Below are 22,808 nucleotides of genomic sequence, written 5' to 3' on the forward strand. Positions count from 1 at the left end.
GCCGTACTCCTCCTCATGGTTCTTTCGTCAGGTGTGCGCTGCCGCCCTACTCTTTCACCCCTCCGAGGGTCATCCCTTGCACAAAATATTTCTGCAGGAACGGATACACCGCGATAATCGGCAGCGTGGCCACCATCGTGATCGCTGCCCGGATCGAGGTCGGCGTCACCATATTCGACTGCGCGTTCTTGCTGCTCGCGAAGGCCGATTCGGCGGAGCCCCCGATGCTCATCTGGGCGGACTGCAGCTTCTTCATCAGCTCGAACTGCAGCGTGGAGAGCTGCGGCTTCGACGAGTTGAAGAGGAACGTGTCGAACCACGAGTTCCACTGGCCTACCGCCACGAAGAGCGCCACCGTAGCGACCACCGGCAGGCTCAGCGGCAGCACGATGCGCAGGAAGATCGTGAAGTGGTGCGCCCCGTCGATCTGGGCCGACTCCGCGAGACTCTCCGGCAGCCCCTCCATGAAAGAGCGCATGACGATCAGGTTGAACGCCGCGATCAGGCCCGGGATGATGTAGACCCAGAAGGTTCCGTTCAGATGCAGGTTCTTGATGAGCATATAGCCCGGGATCAGCCCGCCGCTGAAGTACATGGTGAATACGAATAGAAATGAGATATGTTTTCTCAGAACATACTCCCGTCGCGAGATCGCATAGGCCAGCATCGCCGTGCAGAACACGCTGGTTACCGTCCCGATCACCGTCCGGGAAGCGGATACAAGAAAGGCATGATAGATCGTGTTGTCTTGGAATAACGTGCGGTAATTCAGCCACGTGAACTCGCGGGGCCACAGGAACGTGCTGCCCCTTACGGTATCGGCGGCCTCGTTCAGCGATACGGCAACCGTGTTGATGAACGGATACAGGGTAGCGGCGAGCAGCAGGAGCAGCAGCGCTGCGTTGATTATATCAAAGAGCCGGTCTCCGGGACCATGCCTGTCCCTTTTCCTTAGTCGAACTTGCAATCACGCCACCTCCCGGCATAATCCGTGCAGCTCCCCGGGGCGGGGAGCGCCGGTCATCAGAAAAGCCTTTCCTGCCCCATGCGCCTCGCCATCCGGTTCGCGGCAATGAGCAGCAGGATGGAGATGACGGACTTGAAGATGCCCGCAGCCGTTGCGAACGAGAACCGGGACAGGTTAATCCCGTATTTGAGCACGAAGATGTCGATCGTCTCCGCATAGTCGACCACCATCGGGGTCTGCAGCAGATACTGCTGCTCGAAGCCCGCGTCGAGGATATGGCCGATGCTCATGATGAGCAGGACGATGATCATCGGCCGGATGCCCGGCAGCGTGATGTGCATCATCTTGCGGAACCGCCCGGCCCCGTCGATACCAGCCGCTTCGTACAGCGACGGATCGATCGTGGTCATCGCCGCCAGGTAGATAATCGCGCTCCAGCCGATCTCCTTCCATACATTGGAGAGGCCGATGATCCACCAGAAATACCCTCCCTCCGACAGCCACAGCACCGGTTCTTCGATGAAGTGGAGCTTCACCAGCACCGTATTGACGATCCCCTCGATCGACAGCATGTTCATGATGAGGTTCGCCGCAACGACCCAGGAGATAAAATGCGGCAGGTACGAGATCGTCTGCACGACACGCTTGAACAGGATGCTGCGGAGCTCATTGAGCATGAGAGCGAGCAGGATCGAGCTCGCGAAGCCGAGCACGAGGTTGATCAGGCTCATGGCCAGCGTGTTGCGCATGACGCGGAGGAACGCGTCGTCCCGGAACAGCTCGCGGAAGTGATCCAGGCCTACCCACTCGTTGTGGAGAACGGAGGAGCCGAGCTTGTAATTCTGAAAAGCCATGAGCCAGCCCCACAAGGGCACGTATGAGAAAATCAGCACATAAATCACGAACGGGATCGACATCAGCATAAGCATTTTTTGCGTCTTGATCTTCTTCCACAGCTCACGGGACGGGGCACGCGCGGCTGACGGTTTGGCGCGAAGCGCTTCCGGCGGGACAGCCATGGTCTCCCTCCTTTATCTATACCCGGCAGGATGAGTCATGCCGGTGATTTACCATTGTTCCTGGCGTTCCTTGACCTTCGCGGAGAGCTCCCCCATCCATCCGGACACATCCAGCTTGTTCACGGACTGTACGTACTCGCTCCAGCTTTTCTCGAAGTCCGCCTTCGACTTCGCCACCACCATCTGCGGCGGGAATTTCTTGTTGAGGTCTCCGATCTTCTGGTCGAACACCTTCGCCTTGTCGGAGAGCTCGATGCTCCACAGCGGGAAGTATTTGCGCTGCATGTTCGGCGGGTTGAACGTATCCTCATAGGTCGCCGCCCCGTAGACCTTCAGGATCTCCTTATCGAGCTCGTCATAGCCTGCCGCAATTTCCTCCGGCTGCCGGTAGATCTCGTAGTTGTTGCCGTCCGGCATCGTGCCCGAGGAGCCCGGCCAGAAGAACATGATGTTCCCGTTCAGCTTCAATCCGTTCTTCGGATCCTGGAAGTGCTTGCGGAGCTCTTCGTCCCGGTAGAAACGGCCCTTGTCGCTGACCTTGAAGTCTTCCCCTTTTACGCCCCAGTTGCGGAGAATCTGCCCTTCGTCGCTCGCCATGAAGTCGGCGTACTGAATCGCGCGGACCGGATCCTTGCAGTTCACCGTGATGGAGAAGCCCGTATTGTAGTTCAGGCCCGGCACATCCAGGTAATCCGCCTTGATCGACTCATCGAAGGTGAGCTGCAGCGGCACGAACATGCGGTTCTCCTTGCCCTGCTGCTTCAGCGAATCGAGCGCCTGTTGGAACTGCCACTTCTGGTCGAACATGCCGAGCACCCGCCCGCTGGACAGCTTCGCCAGATACTGCTCGTAGTTCATCACGAACGCTTCCTTGTCGATCATCCCTTCGTTATACATCTCATTGAGCTTCTCGTAATACCGCTTCGTGATCTTCTCGTCGGTCTGGTAGAAGGTCAGCTCGCTCGTGCCCGGCTTCACCATCGCGCGGGAATCGTTCGGGCCGCCGGCCAAGAACTGCATCGCCGTTGTCAGCGTGAAGTTGCGCCAGTCATAGGTCAGGATCTCAAAGGGAACCGTGTCGGCGCCGTCGATCTGCGGGTGCTTCTTATAATACGCTTTCAAAATATCCACGTACTGCTCGAAGGTGGTGATCTTCGGAAAGCCGGCTTCCTTCAGCACTTCCTTCTGAATCCAGAAGGCGGCGCTGATCCCCTTGCTCGGCGTGCCCGTCGGCGCCACCGGCGGCAGCGAGTAGATGTGGCCGTCCGACGACTTCAGTCGCTCCCAGTACGGGCCGTACACCCGCTTGATATTCGGCGCATGCTTCTCGATAAGCTCCTCGAGCGGAATCAGCGCCTTGGCGTCCACCATTTTCGTCGTCATGTCGGAGTTGATCAGATCGGGGTAATCGCCGCCTGCGATCATGACCCCGAGCTTCTGCTCTTTCTCGCCGACGAGCAGCTCGTACTTGATCTTCACGCCGGTCTTCTTCTCGATAAGATCGCCGATCTTGGTCGATTCGGGCACATTGTCGCCCGGGGTGAAGACGAAGTAGCTGAAGGTAACCGGGCCGGTGGACGCTTCCTTCCCGGCGGGCCCGTCCTGCGTCCCGGGTGCGGCCTCGTCAGCAGAGCAGCCCGAGAGCAGGGCGGCGGAGAGCATGCCGAACGCCGTTATCGTTGTAAGCGCTCTTTTTTTCATCATTGCTAATTCCTCCCTTATTGCTTCCTGCGTCTATCTTACCAAGGGGTCCTCCGCCCGGGTACCCTGCGGATCTTAGCATCGTCCCCCCCAAATCTAAGGGGTTCTCTCGCGGAACTGCGAAGGGGTGCAGCCGGTGATCTTCTTGAACTGCTGGACGAAGTAATCCGTATCGCTGTAGCCGACCGACAGCGCGATATCGAAGATCTTGTTCGTCGTGCCCTTGAGCCGCCTGCATGCTTCCTCCACCCGCACCCGGTGCACATAGTCATTGAAGTACATACCCGTCGATTTCTTGAACAGCTGCCCGAGGTATATGGGGTTCAAATACAGCTTGCCCGCCAGCTCCTTGACCGTGATCGGCTCCCGGAAGCGCTCCTGCACATAGCCCGTCACGAATTCCACCGCTCCGGCGGCCGGCGGCTGGTCCGGCGGACACGGGGCCGGGAGCGGCTGCCGTTCCTTCTCCAGCCTGCGCCGCGTCCGCTCCAGCGCACGGATCAGGTCGTCCTCCTCCAGCGGCTTCAGCAGATAGTCTACCGCGCCGCACACCAGGGCGGTCTTCGCATACTGAAAGTCGCTGTAGCCGGAGAGCACGATGAACTGGCAGTCGAACCGTCCGGACACTTCCATCATGAGCTCCAGCCCGCTGAGCACGGGCATCCGGATGTCCGTGATGACAAGGTCCGGCCGCTCCTTCTCGATGCGCTCCAGCGCCTGTCTGCCGTTCTCCGCGTCGCCGCACAACGAGAAGCCGTGCGATTCCCAGGGAATAATCTTCTTGAGTCCCTCCCTCATTCTCGGTTCGTCCTCCACAATGAGCGTCTTCAGCATGCCGTGTTCCCCCCATCGGTCTCTTGTTCCGCCTCCCGGTCCCCGGGCGCCAGATCCAGCGGGATCCGGACGCGGACCAGCGTTCCCCGGCCCGGCGCCGATTGGATACTGAGGTCGAATGCGCTTCCGCAGTGCCATTTGAGCCGGTCATATACATTCTTCAGTCCGACATGGTCCCCCCGGTTATCGCCGTGCTTCATCTGCTCCAACCACTGCTCCACATCCTCTTCCTCCATGCCGGCCCCGCTGTCCGATACCTCGACTAGCATGCAGGAAGGGCGGCCCATGACGCGGACTCCGACGGTTCCCGGTCCTTCCCGCTTCTCGATGCCGTGGATACAGGCGTTCTCCACGAGCGGCAGGATGCTCATCTTCGGGATGTATACACCGCGGACATCTTCATCGACATGGACGTAATAGTTCAGATGGCTGCCGAAGCGGAACTTCTGAATCTCCAGAAAATCGAGTACGAATTCCATCTCCTCGCTCACCGGAATGCGGTCGTCCCCCCATTGGAGCGATCTGCGGAAGCCCCGGGCCAGCCGCTTGATGATATCCGCCGTGACCTTCTCGTCATTGACGATGCAGTTCATCCGCACCGCTTCCAGCGTATTGAACAGATAGTGGGGGTTGATCTGGCTCTGGAGGGCGTTGAACTGGGCCTGCCTCCGGTCGAGCTCCGCCACGTACACATCCTGGATGAGCGTGCCGATCTGCTCGGTCATCCGGCTGAATTCGCCGGTCAGCTGTCCGATCTCGTCGTGGGCCGGCTTCGCGTTCAGCGGTTCGAACTGCTGGTTCTTGACCCGCTTGATCATCTTGAGCAGATAGCCGATCCGCCCGGTCAGGGACCGCGAGAAGAGCAGGATGATGAGCGTCGGCACGAGCAGGTTCACGCAGGTGAGATAGATGATGAACTTGCGGGACTGCAGCACCGCGTCCAGCACCTGGCTCTCCGGATAGATGCCGACGATGCGCCACCCTTGGAGATACTTGGCCCCTTCGAACGGACTTGCGATCACCAGCTTGTGCTGCCTCTGCGCCTCGGCTTCGCCCAGCAGCGGCGAATCCCCGGAGGCGTAGACGACGGCCCCGTCCCGGTTCAGAATATAGAACTCCCCTGGCGAAGACCGGTCCCACAACGTGCTCTGGAGGTACTCCGGCAGAATATCGATCCGCAGCACCTTGGCATAGGTGCTGTAGGCTTTGAAGAAATCCAGCTTGCGGATCACGCTGAGGTAAGGCCGGCCGCAGTCCGCACCCGTCGGACCGCTCTCCTGCCCCCCGCAGGCCCGGATCGTCGTATGGATGATGAGCTCCCCCACGGCCGTACTCTGCTGAATCTGCCGGTACCACGCCTCCCGCTTCGTGTCTTCGGACAGAAACTTCAGCACCCCGGAGGAGATCAGCGTCTCATTGTCGGTGTAGAGATACGCGTTGTAGAACTGCCGGTTCATAGGGACGAACCGGTTGACCGCATTGCTCATGATCTCGTTGTAGGCGGTCAGCATCTCGTCCTCGGACGCGTAAGGGTGATCGAGCGCGCTGCTCAGCAGGCTGTCCGTATAGAGGATGGACGAGAACCCGATCAGCCCCTCCAGCATTCCCCGGAAGCGGTCCTTCCCCGCCGTCAGCCCGCGGTGCAGATCTTCGAGCTTCTGGGTCTGCACCTTCTCGGCCGTCATGCGGTAGAAGGTCACGTTCGTGAAGACCACCGGCAGCAGCACCGCGGCGAGATACAAGATCATCAGCTTGCTGCGCAGCCGGATATGGTTCCAGCGCAGCCCTTTCCATGTTCCTTTCCCTTTCATCGCGCCGCCTCCCTCTCCCCGGAGCAAAACTTAATAACACGTATGCTTGTTTGGTTGTTCGGTATGATCGACAGGATGAGCGCATATGTCCAATCGGCTTCATTCTGACCGCGCTTACATTGCGGCGCTCAGGGATATGGCACGTCTTTCCCGAAGCGAGCCGTCCCTGTCCGACGCCTCCCTCCTTACAACACAAGGCTGCCCGAAGGCAGCCTTGTGGGGTTGAAAGCAAGGAAACAGCTGAAGTAAAGATGAAGCTTACATGAAAGTACGGATAAAACCAAACCAAGCCAAGCCTACAGCGCCTGCTCTCCCGCCGGCTGCTGCGCGATCTCCGCACGCCCGCCGGCCTGGATGAAATCGACCATCGAGCGTACCGTCACCTCGCCCGGATCACCCGCCGTGAAGGCGGCGCTGCCGTCCGAACGCTTCCGGAAGGCGACCGTCACCGGACGGCCCGGCACCAGATCGAAGAAGTTGTCGGTGAAGTGGCCTTCGGCCTCCGACGACAGCCACACCTGCTTCGCGAGCCTATCCGCGTCCAGGGTGAACCGCACTTCCTCCCCGTCCGTCGTCCGCGTCACCTTCACACCCGGCGTCCCCAGCCGGATATCTTTGGCCGGCACGAAGTAGTGCTCCTTGCTGTCTACCGTGCCATCGCTTCCCTCGAAGCGGGCCAAGAGCATCACGGAGGCCGGATCGGCGCCGTCCAGCACTTCGTCTGTCGCCAGCGACTTCAGCAGCCCGGCCGCGTTCGCCGAGAGCACCACGGAGGCCGACCACGTCTTGAGCGCCTGCCCTTGGAAGTCCAGCAGCTGCAGCTGCAGCGTCCCCGTCAGAGGAGCCTGCCGGTCCGAGACTCCGTGAACTTCAATCGCTCCGCCGTTCTCGTCCACCGACAGCATGACGTCCCGGAAGCTCCGCTTCGCATAATACTGCAGCGCCTTCCAGCGGCCGAGGTAGTCCATGCCCGCCCAGGAGGCCACCGGCCAGCAGTCGTTCATCTGCCAGTAGAGCGAGCCCATGCAGAAGCCCATGCGGCGGCGGTGCGCTTCGATAGCCGTTTGCATGGCTTCGCCCTGCAGCACCTGGCTCATATACAGGAACGAACGGAAGTCCTTCGGCTCGCTAAGATACAGCTCCATATATTCCTTGATGAGCGTGTTGCCGCGCCCGTTCTTCTGGTGGCTGAGCATGACTTCGGAGACGAGCTCCATATCCTCATCCGCCGCGTAGGTCTCCACCGTCTTCTCTTCAGGGAACGACTGGAAGCCGTACTCGCTCATGAACCGTCCGATATGCACCTTGTAATTCGAGAACGGCTCGACGTTATGCCACACGCCCCAGTAGTGAATATCCCCGTCGGGGGAAGAGCTCGTCGCATGCTGGGCTGCGTCCCCGGTCACCGCCCTCATCGGCGATGAAGGCCAATAGTCGGTCTCCGGCGACAGGGCTGCTACCGTCTCCGGCAGTATGGAATGGAAGATCGCCTCGTAATCCCCCCAGATCTTCTCCCGCAGCTCCGGCTCATACTGCTTCTTCCAGCCCCACCCCGCCTTCTCGTCATAGTGGGACCAGGCCGTATCCATCTCGTTGTTGCCGCACCACAGCACCACCGACGGATGGCGGCGCAGCCGCTTCACGTTCTCCTCCGCCTCGGCGCGGACGCTCGCCAGGAAGGCTTCGTCCCCCGGGTACATGGAGCAGGCGAACATGAAATCCTGCCACACGAGGATGCCGTACTCGTCGCATAAGCGGTAGAAATCGTCGTGCTCGTAGATGCCGCCGCCCCAGACGCGGAGCATGTTCATGTTGGCTTCCGCCGCCGAAGCCACCTCATGGCGGTACCGCTCATAGGTCACTTCCGTCACGAAGCTGTCGTTCGGAATGTGGTTCGCCCCCTTGCAGAAGACGGGCACTCCGTTGAGCTCGATATGGAAGCCGGTGCCATGCGCGTCCGGCTCGCGGACCAGCTTCGCGGAGCGCAGTCCCGTCGTCACCGTCTGCCCGGCCTCCACGGTCCCGCCTGCGGACACCAGCTCCGCCCGGAAGTCCGTCAGCTCCGGTCTGCCAAGGCCCCGCGACCACCATAGGCGGGGGCTTGCCAGTTCGGCAGCCAGCTCCAGCGTGCTGCGGCCCGCTTCGATCCGCACGCTCCGGCTCCACTGCTGTCCGTCAGCGGATACGCGGAGCTCGCCTTCCCAGGCGCCATCCGCTTCCACTTCCAGCAGAGCCGTGATACGTGCCGCCGCTTCGTTGACCTCATCCTGCCGGATATGGACGTCGCGGATGCGCAGTCCTGACCAACTCTCCAGCCGCACTTCCTTCCAGATCCCGCTGGTGACAAAGCGCGGGCCCCAGTCCCAGCCATAGTGGTAGGGCGCTTTTCGGGCGAAAACGCTTACTTTTTCGTCGCCAAGACCGCCCGCTTCGCTTTGGTCATTCACAGCCGGCAGCGCATAACCGAGCGCCCGCAGCTTCGGCAGATCCTCCTGGACCGGTGAGCGAAAACGGATCAGCAGCGTGTTCTCTTCCTTCAGCACATCCTTGACATCGACACGCCAAGACCGGAACATGTTGTCCGCCGCCAGGATCTGCTTCCCGTTCAACATCACATCCGCGTAGGTATCCAATCCATCGAATACCAGCTCTACATTCGCCTGGCCGAGCTGTTCGGCAGAAGCCGTAAAGGCCGAGCGGTATTCCCAATCTTCTTTGTCGATCCACTGCAGGCGCTTCTCGTTCGTTCCGTAGAAGGGATCTTCGATCTTCCCGTTCTTAAGCAGGTCCGTATGTACACAGCCGGGCACAACCGCGGGGAGCCACTGTTCGTCTTTGCAGGCCTTGAACTCCCAGTTCGTGATGGAAGGGAACTCCGGTTTCGTCGTTGTCACAATCACCGTCTCCTTAGAATCGTATGGAATGCTGTGGTTCCATTATAAGGGCTGGGGGCCCCCGTGACAATAACAAGTTGTTCATATTCGATATAACAAACATAACAAAATGTCCATTATCGTTCGCTTCCCGAGTCTGCTGCTCTCTGCCGGTTGCCTCCTCATAAGAAAAAAGCCTAGCGGAGCTCTCTCTGAGCCTCATCTAAGCTTATGTCCGTTCTTCCCTTAAGTTGCTTGAACCGGATTGGCTTCCAGTTCATAGGCCTGCAGCAGCTCGGCCAGCCGCAAGGAGCCCGAAGCATGGAATGCCTCTCTGCGCTGCCCATCCAAATAATCGTCGATATAATGCATGAGCACCATCTTGCGCCGGATCTCTTCCGGCAGCGTCAGCAGCTCCTCGAGCGATGTATGGGACGGCAGCTGGTACGGCTGCATATGGCATTCATAGAATAGGATCCCCGCCTTCGAGGCGGCCTCTTCGATCTGCCCGAGGTCAAACCGCGTGTCTCCGCTGAAGTAAAAGTACGGCTCGCACAGCAGCCCGAAGGAGGTCATCCCGGGGATATGCACCGTCCTCACCAGCTCGAAGCGCGTGCCTTCGATCTCGAACGCGTCCTGCACCGCCACCACCTCGAAGAAGTCCGAGAGCACCTTGGGGCCCCGCATCGAGTAAGACAGCCCGTGCCGGAGCGCATCCCACAGGTCATCGAGCAGTTCCTCGTGGACGAACAGCCGGGGCTTGCCTTTCAGCGGGTATACCCCGTGGTAGAAGGCCAGCTTCTGGAGCCCGTTGATGTGATCTTCATGCAGGTGGCTGACGAACACATTCTCCACCCTGTTCAGTTCCATGCCGAGCTCGTGGAGCGCGGCGTGGTTGGATTCCGGAAAATCGATGCACAGATTCGTGCCGCCGAACTCGATCAGCGCGCTGTTGTGGCCTTGGCGTACGCTGAACCCGTCGCCTGCACCAAGGAACGTAAGCTTCATTACTCTATTTCCCTCCCAGAAATTATCCCCCTTATAGTAGAAAGATAGAACGGATATTATGTTACGGAGGATCGATCACATCATGATGCAGCGAAGCGCCGTATCCCCTCGCCCGGCCAGGCCCCCATGGAAGCCGTCCCTTTTACATCCTTCTCATCTCATTGATCATTGTACTACTTACGAACAGCGTTTTCCATTATTATACAAAAGTCATGCTGACCCGGGAGCTTGAGGACCGGCTGCAGCTCATCGCCGATACATTGCAGCCGTCGATTATGTGCGCAAGCCCATCGTCCGCGCCCGCTTCAAGCAAGCGGTGGACCGGGCCAAGGCCATTGTGGAAGCGCGCCGCCGGGTTCCGGATCTGCCGTATGACCTGCGCCTTGATCTCCTGCAAAGTAAACCACAGGGATCTTCCATTCGCAGAGCATCAGCTGCTCTATGCGGAGAGAACCCTGCTCCGCAAGACCAAGGTGTACCTGGGAGATGGAACGTCCTTTCTCACCGGCACTTCCTTGAACCCTATCAAGGCCCAGTGCTCGGGGCGCATCGTATTCAGCCACCGGAGCTTTCTGGTGAACACGCGGTGCATCGCTTCGATCGAAGCGGTGACGGGCCATTCCCGCACAAGTTACGCCATCACGCTGATCCACTCCGCTGACCCACTTACTACAGCGAGTGCAAGCTGCAGATGCAATCGTTCGCGAACGGTACGTTATGAGGACCAGCGCATGGCCTTCCTCCCGGACAGCGGCCCGGCCGGATCCGGCACGATCGGCACCGGCCGCCCCCTGCCGTCCTTCCCCCACAGCGGCTGCGGCAGCTTCCAGGTCAAGGAGAGCTCCCGCCGTTTCAGCTGAAGGTGATTCTGATGAAATTGCCGGTGGCAGGACCGGCAGATTACCCGATTCACATGTTCATAAATAATGAGTCGTTCCGACAAACAATGGATGCATTGGTCCCTCATGAGTCCCGCCTCTTTCGATTATGATACCTTGAATGTACCAACTCGGCGGGGGCTTGCATATAGGTCGCGTCCGAAAGGTGGAATCTCGCGTCTGAAATGTGAAAACTTGCATCTACAACGCACCTGATAACCGATTCTGGAGAGGACCGCTTACTTCTGCTCTTCCGTCCCGGTCGTGATCCGGATATCCTGGAAGTTCTCTACCGACGCCTTCTTCTCGTAGAAATGGGCCGCATTCGCCTGTATGCCTTCCCGGGTGTAGAACGGATCCCCCGGCTGCAGCGGGAACGTCACCAGGGCACCGGTGCTGGCCGACTTGTAGATGCCGAGGATGAGCTCCAGCGTACGGCGCCCGCTGATCCCGTCGACAAGCACCGGCGCGCCCGATTCGATGGCGGTGAGCACATTGTCCACCTGTCCGGCATGGCCTGTGTAGGGAACTTCAGGCAGGTTGTCATACAGCCGCTGCAGCTCCGCTTCCCTCTCCGGGTAAGGCTCCGGGAACCCGTTGGGCCGGGAGCGGGACGCCTTCACCTTCCAGGGCGCGGAGACCCGGGCGTCCCGGCCCTGGAAGATCAGCTGCTGTTCTTCCCCGTGATGGACGACGGAGCTCGTGATCTGCGCCAGCGCCCCGTCCGGGTACCGCAGCATCGCCACCGACAGATCCTCGACTTCGGCGTTATCGTGGGACGTATTGCTCATGAACGCCTGCAGGCCGCTCGGCGGGCCCATCATCCACAGGAACGCGTCGATATGATGTACCGCATGGTTGAGCGTGCAGCCTCCCCCCTCTTTCTCCCACGTGCCCCGCCACCACAGATCGTAGTAACAGTGACCCCGCCACCAGAACGAATCGACCTGGGCATGGACGACCGGCCCCATCAGCCCGCTGTCCAGCACGGCCTTCAGCTTCATCATCGGTGTGGTGAAGCGGTTCTGCGCTACGACCGACAGGATGCGCCCGCTCTCCCTTGCCGCCGAGTTCATCTCGTCGCACTCCTGCAGGGAGGAGGCCATCGGCTTCTCCACCAGCACATGCTTGCCGGCCCGAAGACAGTCGACCGCGATCGGCGCGTGGGTATAGGGAGGCGTGCAGACCGACACCAGGTCGATATCCTCCGGCAGCAGCTCCTTGTAATCCTCTACCGCCTTGGCCTCCGAGAGACCGAACTCGGCGATCCGGGCCTCCGCCTTGTCCTTATAGATATCGCTAACCGCGACGATCCGGCAGCGCTCCGGGAACTGCAGATACGCTTCGATATGGGCGCGGGAGATCGCCCCTGTGCCGATGACGGCCACCTTCAACATGTCCGAAGACCTCCTCTGTCTATTCTTTCTCCTCCTCATTCTACAAAAGAAATGCATCGGTTTATGCCGCAATATTGGGGGATAATGACTCGATGTTGCGCTTATGCGAACACAGCCGATACACGCCGGGCAGCGGATGGCCATACGTCGCGGACAGCAAGCATGCTGCGGTGCACAGCAGGCAGGAGCGGCAGAGTCCCGTCCCTGGCGGCGACGGAGCTTCCGGGCTGCCTGCTGTACCAGCCGCTCAGCCCCATCCTCCTAGCTGCCTATACGGAAAGCCGCGAAGCTTGGGTCATCTTGCCCGGCATGCTCTGATCTTGCTATGATCTTAGTACATCCGAGGAGTACGCCGGGGGCTGCCGATAGCATAGAGCTGTGCCTTGGCGGGCTTCAACCAACCTATTGCATACGGAATGGGGCTGAAGGCTGCATGGTGACCCAACCTTTAACCGAGCCTTACCTGTTCGACTACCGCCGCACGTCCCTCCATGAATTCAAAGAAGTATTCCATGCCCATCTTGAGATGGAACTCACCTACGTGCATGAGGGGGAAGGGAACCTGATCCTCGAAGGCCGCACCTACCCCATCATGCCGGGGACCCTGCTGGTATTCCAGCCGTTCCAGCTTCACCGCATCCGGATGGAGGTCGCACCAGGCAAGCCGTTCGTCCGCACGCTTCTCATGTTCGACCCGGCGGTGCTCCAGCCTTATTGGAGTCTCTTTCCGGCGCTCGGAGCCTACTTCGTCTCGCTCACAGGCCAGCAGGCTGCCTGTCCGCCACTCTTCCTGCAGGAGGGAGACCCGGCGGTGTCTCTGCTGAAGCAGTTCTACGATAGGCTTCCCAGACTGGCGCCGCAGGAGAAGCAGGAGGAGTATCTCTTCCTGCTCCTAGGCTTACTGCGGCAGCTGAGGGCGCACAGCTCTGCCGGGCCTCATGCTCCGCCCTCTCCCCGCAATCGCCGGGCGGGAGAGATCATGCAGTGGATCGAGCGTCATTATGCCGAGCCGTTCCAACTGGAGCGGCTCGCGCAAGAAGTGCATCTCAGCCGGTACCATGCCGCCCATCTATTCAAGGAAGCCACCGGGACGACCATTCTCGCCTACGTCCACGCGACCCGGATTCGTCACGCCTGCATCCTGCTGATGCAGACGGAACTGGCCATCCCGGAGATTGGCATCCGCACCGGCTATCCGAACCCGTCATACTTCTGCCGGGTCTTCCGGGAGACGATGGGCACGACGCCGCACCAATACCGGCTGCGGGTGCAGGCCTAACCGACCGGGGGTGCCCGTCGCCATCTTTGGCTGGGAGATTGCTAACTGACGACGGAACCAAGCCGCCGCGCTTCCAGGCAGTCTGCGACAGCCATCGCAAGAACAGCCGCTATCCCCGAAGCAGAACGGCTTATGCTTGGGGATAGCGGCTTATGCAATTGGGCTATGGTATTGATGCTATTCAATTGATGCTATTCAATTGATGCTATGCAATTGATGCTATGCAATTGGTGCTGTGGAACTCATGCTATAAAACTCATGCTATGCAGTCAGGCCTTGCGGCCTTCCGCATCGAACGTGCGGACGTACGCTGCCAGCTCCGCCCAGTTCACCCAGGAGAGGCCTACCTTCTGGTCGGCCGCCCCGTAGGCCATGATGAGCTCATCGCCGGCCACTATGCCGGCCGTCGTGAAGAGGCACGGCGTCGGATAATCCGTCGGCATCTCCCATGCCTGCTGCGCATACATCATCCGCTCGGAGCAGCGGTGCGTCACCACCGGAAAGTCATCCTCCTGCTCCTGGACGATCAGGAACGACTGCGTATAACCGAAGTGGATGTCCTTCTTCCCGTGGTAGGCGATCAGCCACTCGTTCTCCGAGATCCGCAGCGGCGGCCAGCTCGCCCCGATGCGGTCCGCTTCCCAGTCGAACCGGCCGGCAGCGAGCAGCCGGTGGTGCGCCTGTGGCGAGGGGAACGCTTCCAGCGATTCGGCTGCGGCCAAGTAGATCGAGGGGCGGAGCTGCTCCCCGCCCGGGAAGGCTTCCGGGTTCATCGGCCGGTGCAGCATAAGGTACTGCAGCCGGCCATGGATCTTCATCCGCTCCGGGAACAGGAACACGTCCCGGTTGTCGCTGACATGCCCCTCCGTCAGCGGACCGGCGTAGGCGAACGCTTCCTCGTACCGGCGGGCCTTCAGCTTCGCGAGATCGAGCCGGTACAGGACGGTGACCGTCGCGTTCGACCGGCACGTCTCGTAGAACGGCCCCGCCCCCTCCCGCGTCCACTCCGGCACATAGTCGTACCGGGTCTCGACCGGCGGATCCCCGTCGGCCAGCCAATAAGGCCCGGGCGGGAACAGGCGGCAGGCCGCCGAGAGATACAGCTGCCCTTCGATGGGGAAGATGCGCGGATCCTCGATGCAGCCGTTCGCATAGTCCCACACCTGCTTGCCGTGCACATCCGTCACGGTAAGCTCCTCCTCCTCCCAGCCGAGCCTCGGGGCCAGCGCCGGACGCGAGAAGTCCGCCTCCCATGAAGCCCCCCGGTCATGGCTGACAGCATAGCCGAGGAAGATCGGGTAGGGCGGGTGCCGCCCCTCCCGCTGCTTCTGCGGCCAAGGGCCCGTCGCCCGGAACAGCATGTGCAGCGTGTCCCCGTCCTCCGGGTCCTGCACGATAGCCGGATTCAGCACCATCCGGCTCGCCCAGTCGCAGCCGGGCTGCGGCACCAGGACCGGCTCCGGCGAATAGCGGAATTGCGGTTTCATACGCTTATCCCTCCCCTTCTAGGACTTGCCCTTGCGCGTCATCTCTGCGAGCTCATTCCACTCCTCCGGGGTCACCTCGAGCAGGTCATTGAACTGCCCGGCGCCCTGCAGCCATTCGCCGCCGTCGATCGTCACGACTTCCCCGTTGATGTATCCGGCGTAGTCGGAGATCAGGTAAGCGGCGAGGTTCGCCAGCTCCGCCTTCTCCCCGACGCGCTTCAGCGGCACGCCCTGCACGAGCTTCTCTGCGAGCTCCGGCGTCGGCGCAAGCCGGCTCCACGCCCCGTCCGTCGGGAAGAGCCCCGGCGCAATCGCCGCCTGGCGGATGCCATAGCGGGCCCACTCCACCGCGAGCGAACGGGTCAGCGCCAGCACGCCGGCCTTCGCTGCGGCGGACGGCACCACGAACGCCGAGCCGGTGGACGCGTAAGTCGTCACGATACTGAGCATCGTGCCCCCGCGTCCCTGGGCGATCCATCGTTTGCCCAGCTCCAGCGTCGTGTAGAACGTGCCGTGCAGCACAATATTCAGCACCGCATCCACCGCTCTCGGGGACAAGTTCTCCGTCGGGCTGGCGAAGTTGCCGGCCGCGTTGTTCACCAGCACGTCGATGCGCCCGTAGTGCGCCTCCACGGCCCCGATCATGGCCTGTACCTCGGCCGCATCGCGCACGTCGCACGGATGGTAGAACACCTCGCGCTCGTCGGTCCGCAGCTCCGCCGCCGTCTGGGCGAGCACCTCTTCCCGCCGGCTCGTGATCGCCAGCTTCGCCCCGAGCTCCAGGAACCGCTCGCCCATCACCCGGCCGAGCCCGGTGCCCCCGCCGGTGATCAGCACCACTTTGCCGGACAGCAGATTCTTATCGAACATGGCGGCTCCCCCTCTCCGTCTGCGGTTCATCTGCCTGCCCGCAGCTCCGGTCATGCGTAGGGACGCTTCGCTCAGCCGTCCGGGTTCCCGTATCCATCCTCAGGTAGAACGTTACCATTGCAAGCCTCATCCTTATTCACCGTCTCCCGTATCGTAATGATTCTTATAGAGCTCCCGGAGCTCGCGCTTCATGAATTTGCCGACGGAGGTTCTGGGGATCTCCTGCAGCACGATCACATCGTCCGGGAGCCACCACTTCGTGAATCGTCTGCTCAAGAAGGAGAGCAGCTCCTCCTTCTCCACCGCCCCGTCCGCCGGAGGATCCCTTAGGACGACAAACGCCAGCGGGCGTTCCCCCCACTTCTGGTGCGGCACCCCGATCACACAAGCCTCGAATACCCCGGGATGCGCCATGAGAGCGTTCTCCAAATCCACAGAGGAGATCCACTCACCCCCGCTCTTCACGAGATCCTTCACCCGGTCCACGAGCTTCACGTACCCCTGTGCATCGATCACCGCGATATCGCCGGTCTTGAACCACCCGCCTTCGAACGCATCCTTCGTCCGCTCGTCCCTGTAGTATTCGGACGCGATCCAAGGTCCGCGCAGCCAGAGCTCGCCCATGTCCTTGCCGCTGCGGGGGACATCCCCGTGCGGCCCGACGATCCGCATCTCGAGACCGGGCACGAGCAGCCCCTGCGTCGCCAGGATGTCCAGCTGCTCTTCTTCTGGCAGGTGCAGCTGGTGGCTCTTCAGCCGCGAGACGGTCACGAGCGGACACGTCTCCGTCATGCCGTAGGCATGGCAGAGCGGAACGCCGATCCGGCGGTAGCTCTCGATGAGGCTGCGGGGGGCCGCCGAGCCGCCGCAGACCGCCGCACGCAGGCTGGACAGGTCGGCACGGACGGATGCCTGCGCCTGCAGCGCCGCCGTCCAGACCGTCGGCACGCCGGCCGCGATGGTCACGCGCTCCTTCTCGATCAGCCGCAGCAGATCGTCCGGCGCGGGGAAGGGGCCCGGCAGCACCTGCTTCGCGCCGAACCATACGGATGCGAACGGCAGTCCCCACGCGTTGACGTGGAACATCGGCACGATCGGCAGCACGGTGTCCCGCTCCGACAGCCCGAGCGTATCCGCCGCCCCCAGGGAGAGCGAGTGCAGGTAGAGTCCACGGTGGGAATAGACCACCCCTTTGGGGTTGCCGGTCGTCGCCGACGTGTAGCACAACCCCGCGGGAGCGCTTTCATCAATGTCGCCGGGAAACTCGTAAGAAGCATCCCCGCTCTCTATCATGTTCTCATAGGAGTAGAGAGGCTGTAAAGCGGTCTGCGGCAGTTCCTTCCCCTCGCTCATGACAATGAAGCCTTCGACGGAAGCCAGCTCGTCCTTCACCTTCTCGAGCACAGGCAGCAGACATTCGTCGACGAGCACGAAGCGGCTCTGCGCGTGGTTCAGAATATACGCGATATGCTCCGGGGACAGCCGGATATTGACCGTATGCAGCACAGCGCCCATGCAGGGGATCGCAAAATAAGCCTCCAGGTGCCGGTGATGATTCCACGCGAAGGTGGCTATCCGTTCTCCCCTTTGCACACCCAGGGCCTGCAGGCTGCAAGAGAGCCGGCGGGTACGCTCGCCGAACTGTCCGTAGTTATACCGGAACAGGCCGGACGGCGTACGGGAGACGATGTCTTGATCCGCGAACAACACTTGAGACCGGTCGAACAGCGAGCGCAGCGTCAAAGGAAACTCTGCCATACAGCGGCACCTCCGGAATGGTTATCCTATTCTTGCCTATTGTCATCATATCAGAAGCCGGACGGCGATATGAATGAAAAGTAAATTAATGCTACAATAAGATGGGGAATGGGCCATCTTTCCTGCCCTTGCCTGCCCATCCCCGACTTGCCCCAGAGACCAATCCATATCGAGAGAAGGGTGTTCGTATGCCAAACCAACTGCAGCGCCATGAGGTGCCCCAGCACGAGAAGTGGAACCTGGCCGATATTTATCCTGCGCCCGGCGCGTGGGAAGAAGATTACGCCAAGATCGAGACCCTGATCACGACCGTCAAAGCCTTCGAAAACCAGCTCACCTCCGGCGCCGCGCTGCTCGCCTTCCTCCGGGGGCAGGAAGAGATGCACCGGCTCTACGAGAAGCTGTATGTCTACGCTTCCCTCCAGCTCGCGCAGGATACCAGGGAAGCCTCCTCCCAGGCGCTGCTCGACAAGGCCAGCCAGCTTGGCGTGCGGGTCAGCGCTTCGACCGCCTTTTTCTCCCCGTTCCTGATGTCCCTTGCTCCGGAAGCGCTGGAGGGCTATATCCGGGAGGACGAGGAGCTTCGCTATTATGAGAAGGACCTCTACGAGGAGTACAAATACAAGAAACACGTGCTTAGCCAGGACAAAGAGGAAGTCCTCTCCCAGCTAGGCGAAGTGATCGGGGCGCCGCGGAACATCTTCAATATGCTGAACAACGCCGATATCCGGTTCGGGAACGTCCATACGGAAGATGGCGAAGAAGTAGCGCTAACGCGCGGCATGTATGCCAAGATCATGGAGAACCGGGACCGCTCGAAGCGCGAAGAAGCGTTCCACGCGTTCAATAAGCCTTACCTCGAGCTCAAGAATACGATCGCCGCCACGCTCGGCTCCTCGGTGAAGAACAACGTCCTCTTCTCCCGGATGCGCGGCTACGAGTCGCCGCTGCAGCGTTCCCTGTTCAAGGATGACGTGCCGGTGTCCGTCTACGAGAACCTGCTCGAAGCGACCAAGGCGAACCTGGCTCCGCTGCACCATTACCTGAAGGTGCGCAAGAAGGCACTTGGGCTGGAGGATCTGCGCGTCTACGACCTCGGCGTGCCGCTCGTCACCGATGTCGAGATGACGATCCCCTACGACGAGGCCTACGCCACGATGCTCGAGGCCTTGGCCCCGCTTGGCGACGAGTATGTCAGCGTGCTGTCCGAAGCCCGTACTTCCGGCTGGATCGACGTCCGCGAGACGCAGGGCAAACGCTCCGGCGCCTTCTGCTCGGGCCCTTACGGGACGCACCCTTACGTGCTGCTCAATCATAACAACACGTTCGACAGCATGTTCACTCTGGCCCACGAGATGGGCCATGCGATGCACTCTTACTACAGCGACAAGCACCAGCCGGCGATCTCGGCGCAGTATACGATCTTCGTGGCGGAAGTCGCTTCCACGGTCAACGAAGTGCTGCTCATGAAGCACTACCTGAAGCAGAATCCTTCGGCGAATCTGAAGAAGTACCTGCTCAATCACTTCATCGACGAATTCCGCGGCACCTACTTCACGCAGGTCATGTTCGCGGAGTTCGAGAAGCGGGTGCACGAGAAGGCGGCGAAGGGCGAGACGCTTAACGCCGACTCGCTCAGCGAAGTGTACGAAGATCTCTACAAGACGTACTACGGCGACGTGCTGGAGCTGAACCCGGAAGTGAAGTTCGGCTGGGCCCGCATCCCCCACTTCTACAACGCGTTCTACGTCTACAAGTACGCCACCGGCTACGCGTCCGCCTTCCACATCGCCTCGCGTATCTTCGACGGGGATGCCGGGACGGTGACCGCCTACCTTCAGTTCCTGAAGTCCGGCCGCTCCGAGTATCCGCTGGAGCTGCTCCGCCGTACCGGGGTCGACCTGCTGCAGCCCGAGCCGATCCAAGGCGCCCTGCTGGCCTTCGCCGGGATTGTGCAGGAGTTCGAAAGCACGTTCTGATCGGTACGTGCAGGCAGCAAGACTATGAGCAATAAGCCAAGTTTCCTCTCTCCCGCTAGGGTTAGGAACTTGGCTTTTTCAAATAGCGCTATTTCTCCCAAAGCTCGACCAGCCGACCATCAGGATCTTCAATCCAGATAAACGTTCCAAATTCACTACTCTCTTTTTGCTTTGCAAGAGGTACTCCCATATGTTCAAGATGCTTAATCGTTTCGTTTAGATTATGTACTTGGAAATTTAACATCACTTGTTGTCCTGTTGGAAAATAACTGTCATTCTCGGTAAAGAAAGAAAAGATAGTCTCATTTCCTAACTGGGGTTTTATCACAGTCCCATTCCAGTCTTCTATTTCAATCTTCAACACTTCGCTGTACCATTTTTTTACAGATTCAACATTCTTAGTTCTCCAGAATATTCCTCCGAAACCTTTTATCATCGTATCAAGCTCCTGTCTATCATCAAATTTTCAGCTATCCGATTACATTAGATATTCGAGGTTTGCATATAATTCCCTTTTTCAACTATACTCCCTGCCCATCAACGTAATGTAGCTGCCGAATGAATGCAAGCGCAAGCAGTGCTATCTCTGGATATAACTGAACGGACTCAACTCTGAAATTGGAATCCACTTGACACCAATCAAACAATCACACCCCACTATGTAATGCTCCTGGATCGTTCAACTATCTTCCTCCCCATAGGCTAATTAGGGTTGGTAACGTTGCTATGGGGTTTGCGTCGATCATATACCTCACTCCGAATATCTAAGAGATGATTGTTAATTGATACTATATTCTCATCTAACCATTCTATCTCGGCATCTTCTTCTGGGAAATTCCAGTATATGTTCTTCCGCTCTCCATTCTCAATTTTTTCTATTCTTATCGCATCAGGGGTAGTACTATGATAGTTGGAAAGATACACTTTTAAGGTTTTTGTGCCTCTCGGGGAAGACGATTCTTTTATAAATTGACCTTGAGGTAAACAAGACAAGCTTGTCTTCATCACATAACAATTATAGAATCTCATTCCGGATATACCCAAAACGATAGTGACAAGTAGTAGCGATGATCCTATTACTAGAAATTTTTTCTTTCTCATTTTACCCCCTCTATCCACAATAGTATCGATTAACCAGATAATAAAAATTCACTAAATGTTACCAAAAAGTACAGACGAATGGAACGTTCTTCATGTTGCAGAACGCTACTGTTACTCATTTCCTTAAGAGGCAGTAATTCGATAGCTTTGTTCAGTTGTGTGCGAGTCAGGAGATGATAACTCCTGACTGACAACTGCACGTTAGCTTGGAGAACGGTTGCCAATCAAATCTGGCAGAGATCCGATATTAAGTCAGAGATATACATTCGGATTATCGGTTGGTCATAAGGTAGGAGGAATGGGCCATGCTAATACGAGCGAGGCAAATCGGGAGGTATTTAATGAATATCAAGCTTTTTAATTTCGTTTACTTTTCTCTTACTAACCACAAGTTCACCTTTTTATCAAGTTGCAGAGGCAAATAAAAACAATAAACCTTCATCACCCAATAAAGTAGAGGTGTCATTACAAGACCTTAGGGTCTACATCAATGGGCAACGGGTACATGCTTATCCGGCAAAATATCCGTTACTAATCTACAAGGACATAACATACCTTCCGATGACTTGGGAATATGCAAGGGCACTCGGTTTACGCACTATTTGGGGGCAAGAAACAGGTTTTTCCGTTAGTAAGGACCCTACAATCACAGAAACTTCTTTTAAAGAAGATATTACATTTTCATCTGGAAACCAGTCCACACAACATGCGAGCATGCCTGAGTTTAACGTTCTAATTGAGGGAACTCGATATGATAATTCCAAAGAAGAATATCCTGTATTCACTTTCCGCGATGTAACTTATATTCCATTGACTTGGGAAATAGCTGTTGAAAAGCTAGGTCTTTCACTAAAAATGGGAGGTACAGTAGATCTAAGTATAGACAGGCAAAGTAAGTCAGATGATAACTCTATTGAAATTCCAAAGGATCCGTTAAAGAGTTTTAAAAAAAGAGCTGCTGAAAGGAAGGTAAGCGGCAGGTGAGCCTGAAGACAAGGACATGACACTGGGCTGGTCGGGATTCCGGTGTAACCGGGCCTTTCGTCAGCCTTTTTGCTCACCTGACGGACGGAGTAGCCGAGGCGATTTAGTTATAATTGTTTTTTCCATCCTAATGGTTCGCAACTCGTGTTAAGATGACACGAGAGATTTGGCATCAAGATCTCCCTTTTGATTGCAAAATACATAAAAAAGAGGTGTCTGTATGATCGTTGGGATATATCCACAATTGATTTTGGAAGGCAAGGTACATGAGGCGGTTGCCTTTTATGAAGATGCATTGGATGCCACGGTTCTTGGCCGCCAAACCTATGGTGAAATTCCTGAATATCCGGACCACCCGACTCCTGTGGAAGCCAAAGACCGGGTCATCAACGCCCACTTGAAAGTGGGTCAAACCGATCTCATGCTGTCCGACATCTTCCCGGGTCATCCCTATTCCACCGCATCACAAAAGACGGCAGCTATCATCATTAACGATGCGGAGAAATCCAGAGAAGTCTTCGAGAAATTACTCGCAGGCGGAGGGCAGATGATCATGCCGCTTCAAAAGACCTTTTGGAGTGCTTCTTATGGACAAGTAAAAGATAAATTCGGCGTAACCTGGCAAATTTCAACACAATCGGCAAACCAATAACGTTTACAGCCACCCAAGTGCAACCTTCGGATGGATTCGCATTCAACCTGAAAGTCACCGTCTTCCATTGAGGCAGGGCAGTGACTTTTTTGTAATATCAGAAAGCTATCCCTGCAATGACCGACATCATGGTCTTTTTAATTCTCCGGCGGTAATTCATCTTTGTGATCCGGGTGTCGCTGTGCCCAAGGGTCTCACTGATGAAATCGG

19 protein-coding genes are annotated in these 22,808 nt (G+C 58.3%); 5 read left to right on the forward strand and 14 right to left on the reverse strand.

From position 1 onward, the window contains the following. Window positions 1–46: 46 nt before the first annotated feature. The 7 genes from O9H32_RS15350 to O9H32_RS15380 all read right to left on the reverse strand — a co-directional run bounded on the left by O9H32_RS15350 (window position 47) and on the right by O9H32_RS15380 (window position 10,213). Entirely contained in the window at window positions 47–967 is a 921-nt protein-coding gene (locus tag O9H32_RS15350) for a carbohydrate ABC transporter permease (RefSeq protein ID WP_269866992.1), read from the reverse strand. A gap of 56 nt (window positions 968–1,023) precedes the next feature. Beyond that, the gene (locus tag O9H32_RS15355; RefSeq protein WP_269866993.1) at window positions 1,024–1,986 is read right to left on the reverse strand and encodes an ABC transporter permease; all 963 of its coding nucleotides are present in this window, start codon (window positions 1,984–1,986) and stop codon (window positions 1,024–1,026) included. Between the two features lie 48 nt (window positions 1,987–2,034). Beyond that, a complete protein-coding gene (locus O9H32_RS15360) occupies window positions 2,035–3,690 on the reverse strand; it encodes an extracellular solute-binding protein (RefSeq protein ID WP_269866994.1) in 1,656 nt (551 codons plus the stop codon). A 93-nt stretch (window positions 3,691–3,783) separates the two neighbouring features. Next, window positions 3,784–4,521 (reverse strand): response regulator transcription factor, encoded by a 738-nt coding sequence (locus tag O9H32_RS15365; protein WP_269866995.1) that lies wholly within the window; start codon window positions 4,519–4,521, stop codon window positions 3,784–3,786. Further along, on the reverse strand, window positions 4,515–6,332 hold the full coding sequence (locus O9H32_RS15370; RefSeq protein WP_269866996.1) for a cache domain-containing sensor histidine kinase: 1,818 nt from the start codon (window positions 6,330–6,332) through the stop codon (window positions 4,515–4,517). The genes O9H32_RS15365 and O9H32_RS15370 overlap by 7 nt, the downstream gene beginning before the upstream one ends. A gap of 296 nt (window positions 6,333–6,628) precedes the next feature. Further along, the gene (locus O9H32_RS15375; RefSeq protein ID WP_269866997.1) at window positions 6,629–9,226 is read right to left on the reverse strand and encodes a beta-mannosidase; all 2,598 of its coding nucleotides are present in this window, start codon (window positions 9,224–9,226) and stop codon (window positions 6,629–6,631) included. 225 nt (window positions 9,227–9,451) lie between these two features. Then, window positions 9,452–10,213 carry an MBL fold metallo-hydrolase gene (locus O9H32_RS15380; protein WP_269866998.1) on the reverse strand — a complete coding sequence of 254 codons (762 nt, stop codon included), beginning with the start codon at window positions 10,211–10,213 and terminating at the stop codon, window positions 9,452–9,454. 161 nt (window positions 10,214–10,374) lie between these two features. On the opposite strand from O9H32_RS15380, the gene O9H32_RS15385 reads away from it, so the two are divergent. Then, the gene (locus O9H32_RS15385) at window positions 10,375–11,073 is read left to right on the forward strand and encodes a LytTR family DNA-binding domain-containing protein (RefSeq protein WP_269866999.1); all 699 of its coding nucleotides are present in this window, start codon (window positions 10,375–10,377) and stop codon (window positions 11,071–11,073) included. Window positions 11,074–11,330: 257 nt separating this feature from the next. Here the strand turns inward: O9H32_RS15385 and O9H32_RS15390 are convergent, their stop codons facing one another. Then, window positions 11,331–12,488: a Gfo/Idh/MocA family protein gene (locus O9H32_RS15390; protein WP_269867000.1), complete on the reverse strand. Its 1,158-nt coding sequence runs from the start codon at window positions 12,486–12,488 to the stop codon at window positions 11,331–11,333. 101 nt (window positions 12,489–12,589) lie between these two features. Then, a complete protein-coding gene (locus O9H32_RS15395) occupies window positions 12,590–12,745 on the reverse strand; it encodes a hypothetical protein (RefSeq protein WP_269867001.1) in 156 nt (51 codons plus the stop codon). Between the two features lie 176 nt (window positions 12,746–12,921). On the opposite strand from O9H32_RS15395, the gene O9H32_RS15400 reads away from it, so the two are divergent. Then, on the forward strand, window positions 12,922–13,767 hold the full coding sequence (locus tag O9H32_RS15400) for an AraC family transcriptional regulator (protein ID WP_269867002.1): 846 nt from the start codon (window positions 12,922–12,924) through the stop codon (window positions 13,765–13,767). Between the two features lie 269 nt (window positions 13,768–14,036). Here O9H32_RS15400 and O9H32_RS15405 read toward each other — a convergent pair whose 3' ends face one another. The 3 genes from O9H32_RS15405 to O9H32_RS15415 form a co-directional block, all read right to left on the reverse strand. After that, window positions 14,037–15,254 (reverse strand): glycoside hydrolase family 130 protein, encoded by a 1,218-nt coding sequence (locus O9H32_RS15405; RefSeq protein WP_269867003.1) that lies wholly within the window; start codon window positions 15,252–15,254, stop codon window positions 14,037–14,039. Window positions 15,255–15,272: 18 nt separating this feature from the next. Further along, entirely contained in the window at window positions 15,273–16,124 is an 852-nt protein-coding gene (locus O9H32_RS15410; RefSeq protein ID WP_269867004.1) for an SDR family oxidoreductase, read from the reverse strand. A gap of 132 nt (window positions 16,125–16,256) precedes the next feature. After that, window positions 16,257–17,882, reverse strand: coding sequence for a long-chain fatty acid--CoA ligase (locus O9H32_RS15415; RefSeq protein ID WP_269867005.1), 1,626 nt, complete (start codon window positions 17,880–17,882; stop codon window positions 16,257–16,259). 188 nt (window positions 17,883–18,070) lie between these two features. Here O9H32_RS15415 and pepF point away from each other — a divergent pair, with 188 nt between their 5' ends. Beyond that, on the forward strand, window positions 18,071–19,861 hold the full coding sequence (gene pepF, locus O9H32_RS15420; RefSeq protein WP_269867006.1) for an oligoendopeptidase F: 1,791 nt from the start codon (window positions 18,071–18,073) through the stop codon (window positions 19,859–19,861). An 88-nt stretch (window positions 19,862–19,949) separates the two neighbouring features. On the opposite strand, the gene O9H32_RS15425 is transcribed toward pepF, so the two are convergent. Together O9H32_RS15425 and O9H32_RS32900 are read right to left on the reverse strand one after the other, a co-directional pair. After that, window positions 19,950–20,297, reverse strand: coding sequence for a VOC family protein (locus O9H32_RS15425; protein WP_269867007.1), 348 nt, complete (start codon window positions 20,295–20,297; stop codon window positions 19,950–19,952). A gap of 266 nt (window positions 20,298–20,563) precedes the next feature. Further along, the gene (locus O9H32_RS32900) at window positions 20,564–20,962 is read right to left on the reverse strand and encodes a DUF5412 family protein (protein WP_406627327.1); all 399 of its coding nucleotides are present in this window, start codon (window positions 20,960–20,962) and stop codon (window positions 20,564–20,566) included. A 459-nt stretch (window positions 20,963–21,421) separates the two neighbouring features. Between O9H32_RS32900 and O9H32_RS15430 the strand changes: the two genes are divergently transcribed. Both O9H32_RS15430 and O9H32_RS15435 read left to right on the forward strand, forming a co-directional pair. Further along, complete coding sequence (locus tag O9H32_RS15430; RefSeq protein WP_269867008.1) at window positions 21,422–21,946, forward strand: hypothetical protein; 525 nt, start codon at window positions 21,422–21,424, stop codon at window positions 21,944–21,946. Window positions 21,947–22,166: 220 nt separating this feature from the next. After that, on the forward strand, window positions 22,167–22,598 hold the full coding sequence (locus O9H32_RS15435) for a VOC family protein (protein WP_269867009.1): 432 nt from the start codon (window positions 22,167–22,169) through the stop codon (window positions 22,596–22,598). Window positions 22,599–22,808: the final 210 nt, after the last annotated feature.

This window comes from Paenibacillus caseinilyticus, assembly GCF_027533645.1.
Taxonomy (GTDB): domain Bacteria; phylum Bacillota; class Bacilli; order Paenibacillales; family NBRC-103111; genus Paenibacillus_G; species Paenibacillus_G caseinilyticus.